At 65.8% G+C, this 14,442-nt stretch carries 22 protein-coding genes; 18 read left to right on the top strand and 4 right to left on the bottom strand.

The genetic code is table 11. The features are described 5' to 3' along the window. Positions 1–91: 91 nt before the first annotated feature. Genes motA through ACRYLO_RS03080 form a run of 13 tightly spaced genes read left to right on the top strand, consistent with a single transcriptional unit; the run spans position 92 to position 9,405 of the window. Entirely contained in the window at positions 92–976 is an 885-nt protein-coding gene (gene motA / locus ACRYLO_RS03140; RefSeq protein WP_482658823.1) for a flagellar motor stator protein MotA, read from the top strand. Next, positions 951–1,283: an STAS domain-containing protein gene (locus tag ACRYLO_RS03135; protein WP_482658822.1), complete on the top strand. Its 333-nt coding sequence runs from the start codon at positions 951–953 to the stop codon at positions 1,281–1,283. The genes motA and ACRYLO_RS03135 overlap by 26 nt, the downstream gene beginning before the upstream one ends. Next, positions 1,280–1,645, top strand: a complete 366-nt coding sequence (locus ACRYLO_RS03130; protein WP_224922395.1) for a response regulator — start codon at positions 1,280–1,282, stop codon at positions 1,643–1,645. The genes ACRYLO_RS03135 and ACRYLO_RS03130 overlap by 4 nt, the downstream gene beginning before the upstream one ends. Beyond that, positions 1,642–3,792: a chemotaxis protein CheA gene (locus ACRYLO_RS03125; protein WP_482658821.1), complete on the top strand. Its 2,151-nt coding sequence runs from the start codon at positions 1,642–1,644 to the stop codon at positions 3,790–3,792. Before ACRYLO_RS03130 ends, ACRYLO_RS03125 begins: the two co-directional genes overlap by 4 nt. Next, positions 3,789–4,280, top strand: a complete 492-nt coding sequence (locus ACRYLO_RS03120; protein ID WP_482658820.1) for a chemotaxis protein CheW — start codon at positions 3,789–3,791, stop codon at positions 4,278–4,280. The genes ACRYLO_RS03125 and ACRYLO_RS03120 overlap by 4 nt, the downstream gene beginning before the upstream one ends. Further along, positions 4,280–5,158, top strand: a complete 879-nt coding sequence (locus ACRYLO_RS03115; RefSeq protein ID WP_482658819.1) for a CheR family methyltransferase — start codon at positions 4,280–4,282, stop codon at positions 5,156–5,158. Before ACRYLO_RS03120 ends, ACRYLO_RS03115 begins: the two co-directional genes overlap by 1 nt. Then, positions 5,155–6,207 (top strand): protein-glutamate methylesterase/protein-glutamine glutaminase, encoded by a 1,053-nt coding sequence (locus tag ACRYLO_RS03110; RefSeq protein ID WP_482658818.1) that lies wholly within the window; start codon positions 5,155–5,157, stop codon positions 6,205–6,207. Before ACRYLO_RS03115 ends, ACRYLO_RS03110 begins: the two co-directional genes overlap by 4 nt. Then, positions 6,208–6,597 (top strand): response regulator, encoded by a 390-nt coding sequence (locus ACRYLO_RS03105; protein ID WP_294017182.1) that lies wholly within the window; start codon positions 6,208–6,210, stop codon positions 6,595–6,597. Beyond that, entirely contained in the window at positions 6,594–7,127 is a 534-nt protein-coding gene (locus tag ACRYLO_RS03100; RefSeq protein ID WP_482658817.1) for a chemotaxis protein CheD, read from the top strand. The genes ACRYLO_RS03105 and ACRYLO_RS03100 overlap by 4 nt, the downstream gene beginning before the upstream one ends. 11 nt (positions 7,128–7,138) lie before the next feature. Continuing rightward, the gene (locus ACRYLO_RS03095; RefSeq protein ID WP_482658816.1) at positions 7,139–7,453 is read left to right on the top strand and encodes a hypothetical protein; all 315 of its coding nucleotides are present in this window, start codon (positions 7,139–7,141) and stop codon (positions 7,451–7,453) included. A 2-nt stretch (positions 7,454–7,455) separates the two neighbouring features. Next, the gene (locus tag ACRYLO_RS03090; protein WP_482658815.1) at positions 7,456–8,307 is read left to right on the top strand and encodes a flagellar motor protein MotB; all 852 of its coding nucleotides are present in this window, start codon (positions 7,456–7,458) and stop codon (positions 8,305–8,307) included. A 10-nt stretch (positions 8,308–8,317) separates the two neighbouring features. After that, a complete protein-coding gene (locus ACRYLO_RS03085) occupies positions 8,318–8,767 on the top strand; it encodes a flagellar basal body-associated FliL family protein (protein WP_482658814.1) in 450 nt (149 codons plus the stop codon). Then, positions 8,767–9,405, top strand: a complete 639-nt coding sequence (locus tag ACRYLO_RS03080; RefSeq protein ID WP_482658813.1) for a PilZ domain-containing protein — start codon at positions 8,767–8,769, stop codon at positions 9,403–9,405. The genes ACRYLO_RS03085 and ACRYLO_RS03080 overlap by 1 nt, the downstream gene beginning before the upstream one ends. A 1-nt stretch (position 9,406) precedes the next feature. Here the strand turns inward: ACRYLO_RS03080 and fliP are convergent, their stop codons facing one another. The 3 genes from fliP to ACRYLO_RS03065 are packed head-to-tail and all read right to left on the bottom strand — an operon-like array spanning position 9,407 to position 10,867. Continuing rightward, on the bottom strand, positions 9,407–10,156 hold the full coding sequence (fliP, locus tag ACRYLO_RS03075; protein WP_482658812.1) for a flagellar type III secretion system pore protein FliP: 750 nt from the start codon (positions 10,154–10,156) through the stop codon (positions 9,407–9,409). Beyond that, complete coding sequence (locus tag ACRYLO_RS03070) at positions 10,149–10,613, bottom strand: FliO/MopB family protein (RefSeq protein WP_482658811.1); 465 nt, start codon at positions 10,611–10,613, stop codon at positions 10,149–10,151. The genes fliP and ACRYLO_RS03070 overlap by 8 nt, the downstream gene beginning before the upstream one ends. Continuing rightward, positions 10,610–10,867, bottom strand: a complete 258-nt coding sequence (locus ACRYLO_RS03065; RefSeq protein WP_482658810.1) for a FliM/FliN family flagellar motor switch protein — start codon at positions 10,865–10,867, stop codon at positions 10,610–10,612. Before ACRYLO_RS03065 ends, ACRYLO_RS03070 begins: the two co-directional genes overlap by 4 nt. A 110-nt stretch (positions 10,868–10,977) precedes the next feature. On the opposite strand from ACRYLO_RS03065, the gene flgC reads away from it, so the two are divergent. From flgC to flhB, 5 genes are read left to right on the top strand one after another with little or no spacing between them, the layout of a single operon-like run. Then, positions 10,978–11,385 carry a flagellar basal body rod protein FlgC gene (flgC, locus tag ACRYLO_RS03060; RefSeq protein WP_224922409.1) on the top strand — a complete coding sequence of 136 codons (408 nt, stop codon included), beginning with the start codon at positions 10,978–10,980 and terminating at the stop codon, positions 11,383–11,385. An 11-nt stretch (positions 11,386–11,396) separates the two neighbouring features. Then, positions 11,397–11,726, top strand: coding sequence for a flagellar hook-basal body complex protein FliE (gene fliE / locus ACRYLO_RS03055; protein WP_482658809.1), 330 nt, complete (start codon positions 11,397–11,399; stop codon positions 11,724–11,726). Between the two features lie 9 nt (positions 11,727–11,735). Further along, positions 11,736–12,002: a flagellar biosynthetic protein FliQ gene (locus ACRYLO_RS03050; RefSeq protein ID WP_422058448.1), complete on the top strand. Its 267-nt coding sequence runs from the start codon at positions 11,736–11,738 to the stop codon at positions 12,000–12,002. A 7-nt stretch (positions 12,003–12,009) separates the two neighbouring features. Then, positions 12,010–12,768 carry a flagellar biosynthetic protein FliR gene (gene fliR / locus ACRYLO_RS03045; RefSeq protein ID WP_482658808.1) on the top strand — a complete coding sequence of 253 codons (759 nt, stop codon included), beginning with the start codon at positions 12,010–12,012 and terminating at the stop codon, positions 12,766–12,768. A 4-nt stretch (positions 12,769–12,772) separates the two neighbouring features. Then, complete coding sequence (gene flhB / locus ACRYLO_RS03040) at positions 12,773–13,849, top strand: flagellar biosynthesis protein FlhB (RefSeq protein ID WP_482658807.1); 1,077 nt, start codon at positions 12,773–12,775, stop codon at positions 13,847–13,849. Between the two features lie 163 nt (positions 13,850–14,012). Here the strand turns inward: flhB and ACRYLO_RS03035 are convergent, their stop codons facing one another. Further along, positions 14,013–14,438 (bottom strand): flagellar assembly protein FliX, encoded by a 426-nt coding sequence (locus ACRYLO_RS03035; RefSeq protein WP_482658806.1) that lies wholly within the window; start codon positions 14,436–14,438, stop codon positions 14,013–14,015. Positions 14,439–14,442: the final 4 nt, after the last annotated feature.

Genomic DNA, 14,442 nt, shown 5'->3' with positions numbered 1-14,442 from the left:
AATATCTAAAAGACGTGCCGCGCGTCCGCCGCCCCCGCGCCCCTCCTATAATCGACGGGACCACCACATACGGCAGGGGACCGCCACCAACATGCTTAACGGCGTCGGATTCGTCATCATCATGATCTGCGTGTTCGGCAGCTACATCATGGCTGGTGGCAAGATGGAGGTGATTCTCCACGCGCTGCCGCATGAAATGATGGCGATCGGCGGGGCCGCGATCGGCGCGTTTCTGGTGTCCAACCAGATTGCGGTGGTGAAGGCCGCCGGCAAGGGCATCGTCAAATCGTTCAAGGGCAGCCGCTGGAAAGATTCCGACTATCGCGATCTGCTGACGCTGATGTTCGGCCTGTTGTCGGCGTTCAAAAAGGGTGGCGCGACCGCGATCGAGCCGCATCTGGACTCGCCCAAGGACAGCCCGATCTTCAGCCGCTATCCGCGCCTGATCGCCGACCATCACCTGACCGAGTTCATCTGCGACTATCTGCGCATGATGACGGTGAATTTCGAAGATCCGCACCAGATCGCCGAAGCGATGGAAAACGATATCGAGGCGCATCACCATCACGAAATGCACCCGCAGCATGCGCTGCAGCAAATGGCCGACGGCCTGCCCGCAATCGGCATTGTCGCCGCGGTGCTGGGCGTGATCAAGACCATGGGGTCGATCGACCAGCCGGTCGAAGTGCTCGGCGCCATGATCGGCGGCGCACTGGTCGGCACCTTCCTGGGGGTGCTCCTGTCCTACTGCTTCGTTGGCCCGCTGGCCGCCAAGCTCGGCCAGGTCATCGAAGCGGACGGCAAGCCGTTCGTGATCGCCAAGACCGCCATCGTCGCGCACGCCCAGGGCATGCCGACCCAGGTGGCGGTCGAGATCGCCCGCCGTGCGACGCCTTCGGACAAGGCGCCGACCTTCCAGCAACTAGAATCCGCGCTCGAGGAGGCAAAGAGTGACTTCGCAGCCCAACCCGCTTGAACTGACACCATCGCCGGGGGGCATCATCGAACTCCCCACGCACGGCGTCACCGTGACCGCCGAGGAGCTGAAGGTGCGCCTGGTGCTCGCCGCCGATGCCCGGGACGACATCGTCGTCGATGCTGGCGCGGTGGAGAGCGTCGGTCAGGCCGTGCTGCAGCTGCTGATCGCCGCCCGACTCGAATCCGAAGCGCATGGCCATCGCTTCGTCATCCAAAACCCCAGCCCCGCCTTCCTGGCCAGGACCGAGGCGCTTGGTCTGATCGACCGACTGGGCCTGAGCCACCAAGAGGAACTGCAATCGTGAGCAAGCTGATTCTTACCGTCGACGACTCCGCCAGCATGCGCATGCTGCTCAAGGCGTCGCTCACCGCACAGGGGTTCAAGATCGAGGCTGCCAATGATGGTCGCCACGGTCTGGAGCGGATGCAGGAGGTCAAGCCCGACCTGCTCATCACCGACATCAACATGCCCGAAATGGACGGCTTTGAGCTGATCGAAGCGGTGCGCGGTCTGCCCGAATTTCGCGGCACGCCGATTCTGGTGCTGTCGACCGAATTCTCCGACGAGAAGAAGGCGCGCGCCCGCTCCGCCGGTGCCACTGGCTGGATCACCAAGCCGTTCGAGGCCGAGAAGCTGGGAGCGGCGATCCGCCGCGTTTGCCCATGAGCGACGATATGGACGATATCCAGGCGATCTTCTTTGAAGAATGCGCCGAAGGGCTGGCCGCCGCCGAACAGGGGCTGTCGGCGATGCAGGCCGGCGATGTGTCGGCTGGCACGATCGCGGCCGTGTTCCGCGCGGTGCACTCGATCAAGGGTGGCGCTGGCGCGTTCGGCCATGTCGCGTTGACTGCCTTTGCCCACAAGTTCGAGAATCTGCTCGACGAAGTGCGCGCCGGCCGCATCGCACCGACCCCGGCCACGGTGGGCGTCATGCTCTCCGCGCTCGACATCCTGTCGGATCATGTCGGCGCGTCGCAGGGTAGCGTTCCGTTGCCTGACGACAGCGCTTCGCTGGCAGCGATCCAGGCGATCCTCGACGCCGATCATTCGGCCCCTGCTCCTGCCCCCGAAGCGCCAGCGGCGCAGCCGGAAGCGGCGGTTGAAGCGGAGCCGGATCCGTTCGGGTTCGAACCGGTCGCCGTTGCGCTGGATTTCGATCTCGATACGCTCGAAGAGACGGCCGACGCGCCGGAAGCGCCCGCTGCGGAAGCAGTGTGGCGTGTCGAATTCGGCCCGTCGCGCGATGCGATGGCCGCCGGTGCCGAGCCGGTGCTGGTGATCCGCGAGCTGGAGGATAATGGCGGACGCGTGGTTGCGGTCGATTGCGACGCCCTGCCCCCGCTGCGCGACCTGGATCCCGAGCAGGCTTATCTGCGCTGGACGATCGAGCTGCCCGGCTGGACCGCCGAAGCCCGCATCAACGACGCGTTCGATTTCGTCGCGCCGGACTCGCATATCGCGATCTCCCGCGTGGAGCCGAGCGCTGTCGCGGTCGAACCGGCCGAAGCACGGACCGAGCGCCTGGAAGATGCGCGCGCGCTGATCGAGCAGGTTGCCGCAGCCACCACGGCCGCCCCGACGCTGACCGCCGTGCCGGCCGCTCCGGCGCCGACGGGCGACAGCGGATCGCAGACGATCCGCGTCGATCTGGTCAAGCTCGACATGCTGCTCAACCTGGTCGGCGAGCTGGTCATCCGCAACTCGATCCTGTCCGACCGCTTGAGCGCCAAGGACCAGGAGCGGGTCGAACTGCCCGAACTCGCCCGCCTGACGCGCGAGATTCAGGACAATGTGATGAGCCTGCGCGCGCAGCCGATCAAGCAGGCATTCAGCCGCGTGCCGCGCATGCTGCGCGACCTGATGGCCGAGACCGGCAAGCAGGTGAACCTGCAGACGCATGGCGAGATGACCGAAGTCGACAAGGGCGTGATCGAGAAGATCGGCGACCCGCTGACCCACCTCATCCGCAACGCGGTCGATCATGGCCTGGAAAGCACCGAGGACCGGCTGCGCGCCGGCAAGGCGCCCCAAGGCACGATCGTGCTGTCGGCCGAGCAGAAGGGCGCGCGGATCATCGTCACCGTGTCGGACGACGGCAAGGGCATCGACCGCGCCCGCGTGCGCGCCAAGGCCGTGGAAAAGGGCATCATCGCCGCCGACGCGGTGCTGAGCGACGAGGAAATCGATCAGCTGATCTGCGCCCCGGGTTTCTCGACCGCGGCGACGATCTCGAACATTTCCGGTCGCGGCGTGGGGATGGACGTAGTCCGCTCCAACGTCGAGGCACTGGGTGGCCGGGTCGAGATCGCGTCGGTTCCGGGCAAGGGGACCAGCTTCACGCTCGTCCTGCCGCTGACCCTGGCGATCCTCGACGGCATGGTCGTCCGCCTCGCCGGACAGCGCTTCGTGCTCCCGCTGGCCACCGTGATCGAGGCGATCCGCCCCGAGCCGGGCCAGGTCAGCGCGACCACGCCTGGCAGCGAAGTGATCGAGATCCGCGGCGATTACCTGCCCGTGCGCCGGCTCACTCAGGTCTTCGGGCTGCACGCCAACGAAGATCGGCCGGTCCATGAAAGCCTGGTGATCATCGTCGAGAGCGAGAGCGCCGGCCGCGTCGGCCTGCTCGTCGACACGATCGACGACCGCCGCGAGGTGGTCATCAAGAGCCTGGAGCAGAATCTCCACCCGATCCGCGGTCTGGGCGGCGCCACCATTCTTGGCGACGGCTCGATCGCACTCATCCTCGATGTCGAGGCGCTTGTCGCCCCGGCCGGACAAACCCGCACCCTTCTGAGAGGACTGGCAGCATGAACGAGCAAGAGACCCCCGCTGACGAGATCAAGATCGTCACCTTCACCCTGGGCAGCCGCCATTTCGGCATCGACATGCGCTCGTTGATCGAAATCCGCGAATGGGCCGAACCGACCCCGCTTCCCAGCGTGCCGGGCTACATTCTGGGCGTCACCAACCTGCGCGGCACCGTGGTACCGGTGATCGGCCTCGCCGACCGACTGGGCTGGACCCCGAGCGAAATCCACGCCCGCTCATGCGTGCTGGTCGTCAACATCGCAGGCAAGCAGGCTGGCTTCCTGGTCGACGAAGTCGATGACATCGTCGCCATTCAGGAAAGCGCGATCCAGGCTGCCCCCGATGTCGAGCTGCAGGAGTCCAACGTGATTTCCGGCCTGGTCCAGATCACCGCCCGTGCCCGCGACGGGAGCGAGCCCAGCCCCCAGATGGTGCTGCTGCTCGATCTCGACGCGCTGTCGATCACCCGTCACCTGGACCTGGCCGCATAATGAGCATGTCGCTGGCGCCTGCGCCCATGAACCCGCTGCTGTCCGACGGCGCCCCGCCGCTCGGCGACAGCGAGTTCGCGGCGATCGCGCGGATCATGATGACCGAGGCGCGCATCAGCCTGCCCCCGACGAAGAAGGTGCTGGTGCATTCGCGCCTGTCGCGCCGCCTTCGCGAACGCAGACTGGCGTCGTTCAAGGACTATATCGCCTTTGCCGAGAATGATGCGGAGGAGTTGCGGCTGCTGGTGACGGCGCTGACGACCAACCACACGCATTTCTTCCGCGAGAGCCATCACTTCGACCATCTGCGCGACGTGTTGATGCCGAAGCTGAAGGCTGATCCCAGCCGTGCCCCGGTGCGGATGTGGTCGGCTGGCTGCTCCAGCGGCGAGGAAGTCTACACGCTGGCGATGACGCTGATGGGCGCCGACCGTGCCCAGGCGGAATGGATGCGCAACCGCGACGTCCGCCTGCTGGCGACCGATATCTCGGAGCCGGTGGTCGCTGCTGCCGCCGAGGGCTTTTATCCGGCGAGCGGCGTCGATGGCGTGCCCGAGGCGTATCGCAAGGCATGGATGGTGCCCGAGGGCAGCGGATATCGCATGGCCGAGGCGGCGCGGTCGCTGGTGACCGCGCGTCCGTTGAACCTGTTCGGCGAGTGGCCGATGCGCCAGCGTTATGACGCGATCTTTTGTCGCAACGTCATGATCTATTTCGACGATCCGGCGAAGGAGGAACTGGAGGCGCGGTTGGTCGATCTGCTCAAACCCGGCGGCTTCCTCTATATCGGTCACAGCGAGCGGCTGATCGGCCCGGCGGTGTCGCGCATGAAGAGCTGCGGCAACACCATCTATCAGCGCACGGACGGTGCCGCATGAGGCCCGTTCGCGCATTGATCGTCGATGACAGCCCGTCGATGCGGGCGGCACTGACGCGCATCCTGTCCGGCGATCCAGAGATCGAGGTGATCGGTGCCGCGCCCGAGCCGCACACCGCGCGCGAGATGATCAAGGAACTCAACCCGGACGTGTTGACGCTCGACGTCGAGATGCCGGGGATGGACGGCCTGTCCTTCCTTGAGCGGATCATGCGGCTGCGTCCGATGCCGGTGGTCATGTGCTCGTCGCTGACCGCAGCGGGTGCGGAAGTCACGATCGAAGCACTGCGCCTCGGCGCGGTCGACTGCATCGCCAAGCCCTCGGGCGGCCCGGCTGAGCTTGCACTGGGTGCAGAGCAGCTGCGCGCGACCGTCAAAGGCGCAGCGCGCTCCCAGGCGCGGCGCGGCCTTTCGTCCACCGCTCCGGCACCGCAGACTCCCCCGCCGGCGGCGAGCCAGGCACCGTTCCGCGATGTCGTCATCGCGATCGGCGCATCGACGGGCGGCGTGGAAGCGCTGTTCCGCGTGCTGGGCGAACTGCCCACCGACTGTCCGCCCGTGCTGGTCGTGCAGCATATGCCGGCCGCCTTCACCACCAGCTTCGCCGCCCGGCTCGACCGCGGCTGCGCTGTGCGCGTGGTAGAGGCCACCGACGGCGCACGGCTGCAACGCGGCACGGTCTATATCGCGCCTGGCGGGTCGCATCACATGGTGCTGGACGGCGGCACGACCGGGCGCATCAAGCTGATCGCGGCCGACCCGGTCAATGGCCATCGACCGTCGGTCGACATGCTGTTCGATTCGGTCGCCAAGCTGGGCAAGTCGGCGGTTGCCGCGATCCTGACCGGCATGGGCAGCGATGGCGCCAATGGCATGCTGGCGATGCGCCAGACGGGTGCGCGCACCTTTGGTCAAACCCGCGAAGACTGTGTCGTCTGGGGCATGCCGCGGGCGGCAGCCCAGATCGGCGCCGTAGAAACCGAAACCAGCCTGTCAGCCATGGCAGGAGCCATCCTCGCCGCCGCGCGCGGCAAGTATCAGGAGCGTTAAATGCCCGCCGCGTCAGCCATCCGAGTCATGGTCGTGGACGACCAGACGAGCATGCGCGCGATGATTCGCCGTGCGCTGCAGGACTTTGGATTCAAGGACATTCGCGACAAAGCGACGGCGCCCGAGGCGCTGTCGGCGATGCGTGTCGACCGGGTCCATCTGATCATCTCGGACTATAACATGCCCGAGATGGACGGACTCGAGTTCCTGGAAACGGTCCGGAACGATTCCGTGCTCGCCAAAACCGTGTTCATCATGCTGACCGGATCGTCAGACCGTGAGGTCGTGGCGAAGGCGGCGGCATTGGGCGTCAACAATTACCTCGTGAAGCCCTTTGCGCCCGCCGCGCTGAAGGAAAAGATCGAGCGCGTCTTCGGTGATCTGTCATGAGTGTTACGACCGCCGGCAAGATTTCGATCATCCAGGGCGAATTCGCCGTGATCGCGAAACCCGATGTGGTGATTTCGACCCTGCTGGGGTCGTGCATCGCCGTGTGTCTGCACGATGCGCGCGCGCGGATCGGCGGCATGAATCACTTCCTGCTCGGCGAACCCAGCCCGGACCACAAGGTCAGCCAGACCGAGCTGCAGCGCTACGGCGTGCACGCGATGGAGCTGTTGATCAACGGCATGATGAAGGCCGGGGCCGAGCGGTCGCAACTACGCGCACACATGTATGGCGGCGCGAATATCATCGCGGGGCTCGGTGGAATCGGCACGGCCAATGCGGCCTTTGCCGTCCGCTTTCTGCAGACCGAAGGCATCGCCATCGGCCACAACGACACCGGCGGGACACAGCCGCGCAAGGTCGAGTTCCGCCCCTATGACGGCAAAATCCGATGCACTTATGTCGCGGAGCCGCCGCCCGTCACCCTGCCGCCAAAGATGCCCGCGCATGGCGGCGAGATCGACCTGTTTTAAAGGGGTTAGCAATGGAAGAACTCAACAGCCCCGCCACCGGCGCCGACCCTCTGATCGGAGTGCTGCACGGCGCAGTCGCGGGCGAGCTGCGCCACGTGCGTGCGCTGATCGAGGAACTGGCCGAGGTGCTGGTCGGCGACGAACATTTCGTCGACCGCTATCTCGACAAGTTGCAGGCGTTCGACCTGTTGGTCCAGTGCACCGAAGAGAGCGCAGCCGTGCTCGACCGGCTCGCCGCCGGAGCCTGCACGCGCAGCGCGATTGCGCCCGTGCGCCTGGGTCAGATCCATGAGCGACTGCACACGGCGCTTCAGGCGGCACACTGATCATGGCTAGCCAGGCACCCAACACGCGGCCGATCGTGATCCGCAAGATCAAGAAGGTGGCCGGCGGCCATCATGGCGGCGCGTGGAAGGTTGCCTATGCCGACTTCGTAACAGCGATGATGGCGTTCTTCATGCTGCTGTGGCTGATCGGCAATCCCGACAAGGATACGCTGAAGGGGCTCGCCGAGTATTTCTCGCCCGGCCCGCCGATGGTTGGTGCAGCGGGCAATGCCGCCGGCGGCGCGCAGGCGGGTTCGGGCGGTCATGGTCGCGCCAAGAATGCCGATCAGGCGCAGGCGAAAGGCGTGCCCGCGATGGACGCACAGAGCGTTGGCACCGCGCGCGGCGGATCGGCGACGATCCCGGACGCGGCACTGCGCGTGCTGGCACAGGAGCTGCGCGTATCGCTCGACGCAATTGCGAGCGATGCCAGCGCGCAGCAAAAGGTGGAATCCGACGAGGATGGTCTGCGCATCACGCTGATGGACAGCGTGCGTCAGCCCATGTTCCGGCCCGGCACCGCGCAACTCAACGACCTGGCCCGCCGCCAGCTGAACACCGTGGCGGAAAAGCTCGCCCGGTCGGGTGCCCGCCTGACGATCGAGGGCCATACCGACGGTGCAGGTGGGGACAATGAAGCCAATTGGCGACTGTCGGGCGAGCGCGCGCTGGCCGCGCGATCGACGCTGCTGGGCGGAGGCATCACTGCCGACCGCATCGCCGGCGTGATGGCACGCGGCGCGAGCCAGCCGCTCTATCCCGGCGAACCCGACCGGGCGGAAAACCGTCGCATCACGATCATCGTCAAGGGAGAATCCCCCGCCACGCCTGCCGATTCAAGCTTTAAGCTGTGAGCCGAGGACCATGAAGAAGATCCTGTTCCCCATCATCTTGCTGATCACGGGCGGCGCCATCGGAGCCGGCAGCGGCTATGCGACCAACTTCTTCCTGGGCACGCCGGCGGGCGCGACCACCGCAAAGCCCGAGCCGGTTGAGGAAGAACCCGGCAAGTTCGTCACGGTGCCCCCGATGACCGCACCGCTGGTGCTCAAGGACGGCAAGCTGTCGGGCTATGCGACGTTTGAATTCCAGCTGGAGGTGGATGAGAGCCAGGTCGATGCCGTGACCGCGCGCCTGCCGTTCTTGCAGCATGCGATCAACCTGCGCACCTTCAAGGTGCCGCTGGCGGCCGGCAATGACGGGATGCTACCCGACCTCGACAATTTCCGCCGCGTGGTGATCGAAGCCGCGCGCGAGGCCATCGGCCCGGACAAGGTGCGCAAAGTGGCGATCACCAAAGCGGAGCCCGCCTGATGTATAGCGACCACCCCGAACGCTGGGACAGCGCGCCGACCGCGTTAGACGACCGACGCAGCGGCGGAGAAACGCGGCTGGTCACGACCCTGCTCGTCGGTCGTCTCGTCACGCCGCATGGCGACGTCGTGTGCCGCGTCCGCAACATTTCGGAGAGCGGCGCGCGGGTCGAATGCCCGATTGCGCTGGCACGCGCCGACAAGGTGCAACTCGAACTGCGCGGTGCCCCGCTGCTCGATGCCGAGATCGCCTGGTCGCAGGGCGGGGCATCCGGCCTGCGCTTCCTGTCCAAGGTTCCGGCCGAGGTCATTCTCAAGCCGACCCCGTGCAAACAGGGCTGGCACAACCGCCTGCCCCGACTCGATGCGGAATGCGGGGTGCTGGTGACATGCGACGGCCGGCGCATGGCCGCGACGCTGCGCGACATCAATCAGCGCGGGATGCGGATCGATGGCCTCAACCGTACGCTGACGCAAGGGACGTTGGCGGTGCATGTACCGCAGCTTGGGACCGTCAATGCTGCCGTTCGCTGGCAGCGTGAGGATGCGGCGGGGCTGCAATTTCTGACGCCGCTGCGGTTCGAGACGCTGTCGGCCTGGCTGCTCGATCCCGCCAGCCGGTTCGGGCGGCGGGACTGACCTAACCGCTTCCGAAACTTCGGATCAGGCTGCCCGCGACCAGCGCCCAGCCATCGACCAGCACGAAGAAGATGATCTTGCACGGCAACGCGATCGTTGTCGGTGGCAGCATCATCATGCCCATCGCCATCAGCACCGCCGAAACGGCGAGGTCGATCACTAGGAACGGCAAGAGCAGCAGAAAACCGATTTCGAACGCGCGGCGCAGCTCCGAGATCATGAAGGCGGGGATCAGCGTGCCCAGCGGCACTTCCGCGCGGGTCTTGGCGGGTTCGGCGGCAAGGCCGTTGAACAGCGCGATATCATCGTCGCGCACCTGGCTCAGCATGAATTTGCGGAACGGCGCGGCGGTTTTTTCGAACGCGACATCCTCGCTGATCTTGCCTTCGGTATAGGGCTTGATCCCGGCGGTCCATGCCGCCTCCAGCGTCGGCGTCATCACAAACATCGACAGGAACAGCGCCAGGCTGATGATCACCGGGTTGGGCGGCACGCCCTGTGCGCCCAGGCCGGTGCGCAGCAGCGACAGGGCAACGACGATGCGGGTGAACGACGTCACCGTCATCAGGATGCCGGGCGCAAGGCTGAGCACCGTCAGCAGCGCGACCATGCCGATCGCCTTGCCGCTCAGTGACCCGCTGACCGCCTCCAGCGCCGATCCCCCTGCCCCGCCGCCGCCAGCTGCGGCCGCAGCAGTCGCGGGGATGAGCAACACGACCGCTGTCAGGGCATAGCGCAGCAGCTTAGGCATGACGCGCAATCCGGGCATTGGCGAAGCTGTGGAACCGCTCGAGGTTGCTCAGGAATGTGGTCGATCCGGCTGCGTCGCCGCCGTCGCGCGTTGCGTCGAACATCGCGACCGGATCGGGTTCGACCAGTGCGGCAAATGCCGGCGCAGCCTTTGGCACAGGCGTATCGATTACGCGCAGCGCCGGAGCGTCGGTGCGTGCTTCGTGCAGCACGACATTCCCCTCGGGTGCCATCAGCACAAGGTGTTCGACATTGTCGCGGCGGACGAGCAGCAGCGAGCGCTTCGGGTCGACGGTCAGCCGCTCGACCACTTCGAGCCGCTTGTCGGGCGCACCGTCCGCGCCGAGGCGTCCGGGCAGGCGGATGTCGAAGCGGCGGACTGCCCATAGCGCTCCGGCCAGCAGGCCGAGCACGATCGCGAGCGCACCGAACATGCGCAACAAAGCAAGGATCGTCATGCCACAGAACTCGCGGGCAGGACTTCGGAAATTTCGATCGACATATGCTCGCCGCTCACGATCACGCGGCCCTTGGCGACCAGCGTGTCGTTGACATAGATCAGCGTCGGATCGGCGTCGGTGCTGTCGAGCGCGACGATCGCGCCGCGGCTCATCTTGAGCACCTGGCGGATCGGCAGTCGCGTGGACCCCAGCACGATCGACAGTTCGACCATGATATCGTTGAGCACGGCGTTCCCCTGCGTGGTCGTCATACCGTGTTTATAGGGGGCAGAATTTGCCCCCGGTCCGACCGAACTGGAAAAACTTGCCTATAAGAAAGCTGTCGGGGGCAATTCCTGCCCGCCGCGCCGGATTTGGGATCATGGACCTCAAAAGTGCCGTCTCGGTCTCCGCTTCGGGCCTGCGTGCCCAGTCGCTGCGGATGCGCGTGATCGCCGAGAACCTCGCCAACCAGAGCTCGGTGTCGCAGACGCCGGGCGGCGACCCCTATCGCCGCCGGGTGGCAACTTTTGCCGCCGAAGTGGATCGCGCGACCGGTGCGACCAAGGTGTCGGTCAAGGGCGTCGCCACCGACAAGTCGGCATTCCAGCGCGTCTATCAGCCGGGCAATCCTGCTGCCGACGCGCGCGGTTATGTGAACATGCCCAACGTCAACGGCCTCGTCGAGACCGCCGACCTCAAGGCCGCACAGCGCTCCTACGAAGCCAATCTCAGCGCCATCGAAGCCGCCAAGGGCATGACGATGCGCACCATCGACCTGCTGAAATAAGGGAAGCATCCATGTCCATCGGAGCACTTGACGCCGCCACCGCCTATAGCCGCGCCGCCGGCGTTTCGCCGCTGTCGCGCGGTCCCGGTATCGGCGGCCCCGGCGGCACCGACGCGCCGGTTGCGGGCGGCTTCGGCCAGCTCGTCCAGGGCATGGTCGGCGAAGCGTCGTCGAGCCTGAAGGCGGCAGAGACCGCATCGACGCGCCAGATTGCCGGCAAGGGCGACCTGATCGACGTGGTGACCGCAATGGGCGCGGCCGAAGTCGCACTCGACACCGTGGTCGCCGTGCGCGACCGCGTGGTCAACGCCTATTCCGAAATCATGCGGATGCAGATCTAGGCCGGAGCGATGGACGCCAATTCCGCCATCGAGATCGGTCGCGCCGCGCTGATCCTGACCCTCACCGTCGCCGGGCCGCTGCTGTTTGCCGCGCTGTTCACCGGCGTTGCGATCGGCCTGCTTCAGGCGCTGACGCAGATCCAGGAACAGACGCTGACCTTCGTGCCCAAGATCATCATCATGGGCATCACGCTGCTACTGAGCTTCCCGATGATCGGCGGCGCGCTCGGCGACTTCATGCGCGTGCTGAGCGACAAGATCGTGCAGGGCGGCTGAGCCAGCGATGATCGAAGACCTGCCGCTGCACGCCACCGCCTTTCTGATCCTGTTCGCACGGGTGGGATCGGTGCTGATGCTGTTGCCGGTCTTTTCCGAAGACGCGGTCCCCGCGCAGATCCGCCTGTTCGCCGGGCTCGGCATGACGCTGGGCCTGTGGAGCTTCCTGTCGGCCAAGGTGATCCCGATGGCCGACGTCACCGACCTTCAGCTCGCAGCGATCCTCGTCGCCGAGCTGCTGGTCGGGATCGGCCTCGGCCTGATCATGCGGATCATGTATCAGGCCATCTCGATTGCCGGATCGCTGATCAGCCTTCAGATCGGCCTCACTTCCGCGATGGTGTTCGACCCCGGCCAGTCGGGCCAGGCACCGATCCTGTCCAAATTTGTCGGCGTCGCCGCTGCGGTCGTGTGTTTCGCGATGGCAGTCCACCATCTCTGGCTCGGCGCGCTGATCAAATCCTATGGGCTGTTTCCCGTGGGCGTTGTGCCCAACAGCCATGACTTCGCCCAGCTGGCGGTGAAGGTCGCGGGCAATTCGCTCGCGCTCGGCGTGTCGCTCGCCGCGCCGCTGCTGGTCTATGGCATCGTCTTCAACACCGTCCTCGGGCTGGTCGCGCGCGTGGCACCGGCATTGCAGGTCTTCTTCATCGCCCAGCCGCTCAACCTGTTGCTGGGCGTCACCATCGCCGCGGCGACGCTGGGGGCGACGCTCGTCACCTTCGCGAACAGTATCGCGACGTGGATGAACATGGGCTGGAGCTGACGCAATGGCCGATGACACGCAGGACAAAGACTCCAAAACATTCGCCCCGTCCGAAAAGCGCATCGAGGACGCGCGCAAGAAGGGCGATGTGCCGATGGCGCCGGAGATGCGTCAGGCGGCGATGTTCGTCGGCCTGATCATCGTCACCGGTGCCCTCGGCGCACAGGCCGCGTCGGCACTGGCCGGATCGCTCGCCCGCATCTGGGGCCGGGCGGACGATTTCCTGTTCAATCCCGACGGGGCGCAGATATTCGGCGGATATATCCTGGCCGAACTGGCCGCCGCGCTGTTGCCGGTGCTCGGCGCCTTGTTCGGCTGCGCGCTGATTGGCGGCTTTGCCCAAGGGCGGCCGATGATCAGCTTCAGCCGCATCGCGCCCAAATTCACGAAGATCAATCCGGTGTCGGGCTTCAAGCGCATGTTCGGCGCACAGGGGTTGTTCGAATTCGCCAAGACCTTGGCCAAGCTGATCGTGGTCGGCACCATCGGAACGATCATCCTGTGGCCGTTCCTGCCCGGCTTCGAGACCATGGTCGGCGTCGGCCCGACCACCATCGCCGATCTGTCGCAACAGATGATCATGAGCGTGCTGACTATCGTCGTGGTGCTGGTCGCGGTGATCGCCGGCATCGACTTCATCTACCAGCGCTACAGCTGGACGAAGAAGAACATGATGTCGCTCAAGGACATGAAGGACGAGCACAAGGAGCAGGAGGGCGACCCCAAGATCAAGGGCAAGATGCGCCAGATCGGCATGAAGCGCTCACGCCAGCGGATGATGCAGGCGGTGCCCTCGGCCACGGTCGTGATCACCAACCCGACCCACTATGCCGTCGCGCTGAAATATGATCATGGCGCGATGAATGCGCCGATCGTGGTGGCCAAGGGTACCGATGCAATCGCGCTGAAGATCCGTGAGATCGCGACCGCCAGCGGCGTGCCACTGGTCGAAAACCGCCCGCTTGCGCGCGCATTGCATGCCAGCGCTGAGATCGACCACCCGATCCCGCTGGAACATTATCAGGCGGTGGCAGAGGTCATCAGCTACGTGATGAAGCTGGCGCGCGGCGGCGGGGCTTAATACTCCGTCACCCCCGCGAAAGCGGGGGCCCATCTCCCGGAACATCCATCAACCGCACCGGGGTGATGTGCCGATCATGCAGGAGATGGGCCCCCGCCTTCGCGGGGGTGACGGCAGGGCAGCATAAGTTCCGCCATTAACCATGCCGATTTAGAATTGCGGATCAGACTGTGCGGTCGTGCTTGGCCAGTTCGACGCGTACGCGCAGTTCGATGTCGCGCGCGATGTCGGCCAGCTCGGGATCGTCCGGCATTTCGAACAGAGCGGCCCATTGCGAGAGCGCGTCGAGCGCGGCCTCGTCCGGCAATCCCTTGACCTGCGCGGCGTGCAGCTGCTCGAGGATTTCGAGGCCGCGTGCCGCCGGGCGCGCCTCGCGCCGACGCTTGTCCTTCGGGGTTTCCAGCGCGGTCGCCGCGGCGAGCAACACGTGCACGGTGGTCGCGGCCTGCAGTGTCGGGGCGGCCTGCTGCCCCTGTCGCGGCGCTTCGGGCATCTCCATTTTCGGGACGGCCAGGCGCAGGGCGGCGTCGGATTTGGACAGTGCGTTGAGCACCATCTGCACCGGCATCGGAACGCCCTCGATACGCACTGCT

This window comes from Sphingomonas sp. SDUR79, from assembly GCF_056821745.1.
The sequence above is the reverse complement of the archived record's forward strand: the minus strand, read 5'-3'. Positions and strand labels throughout refer to the sequence as shown.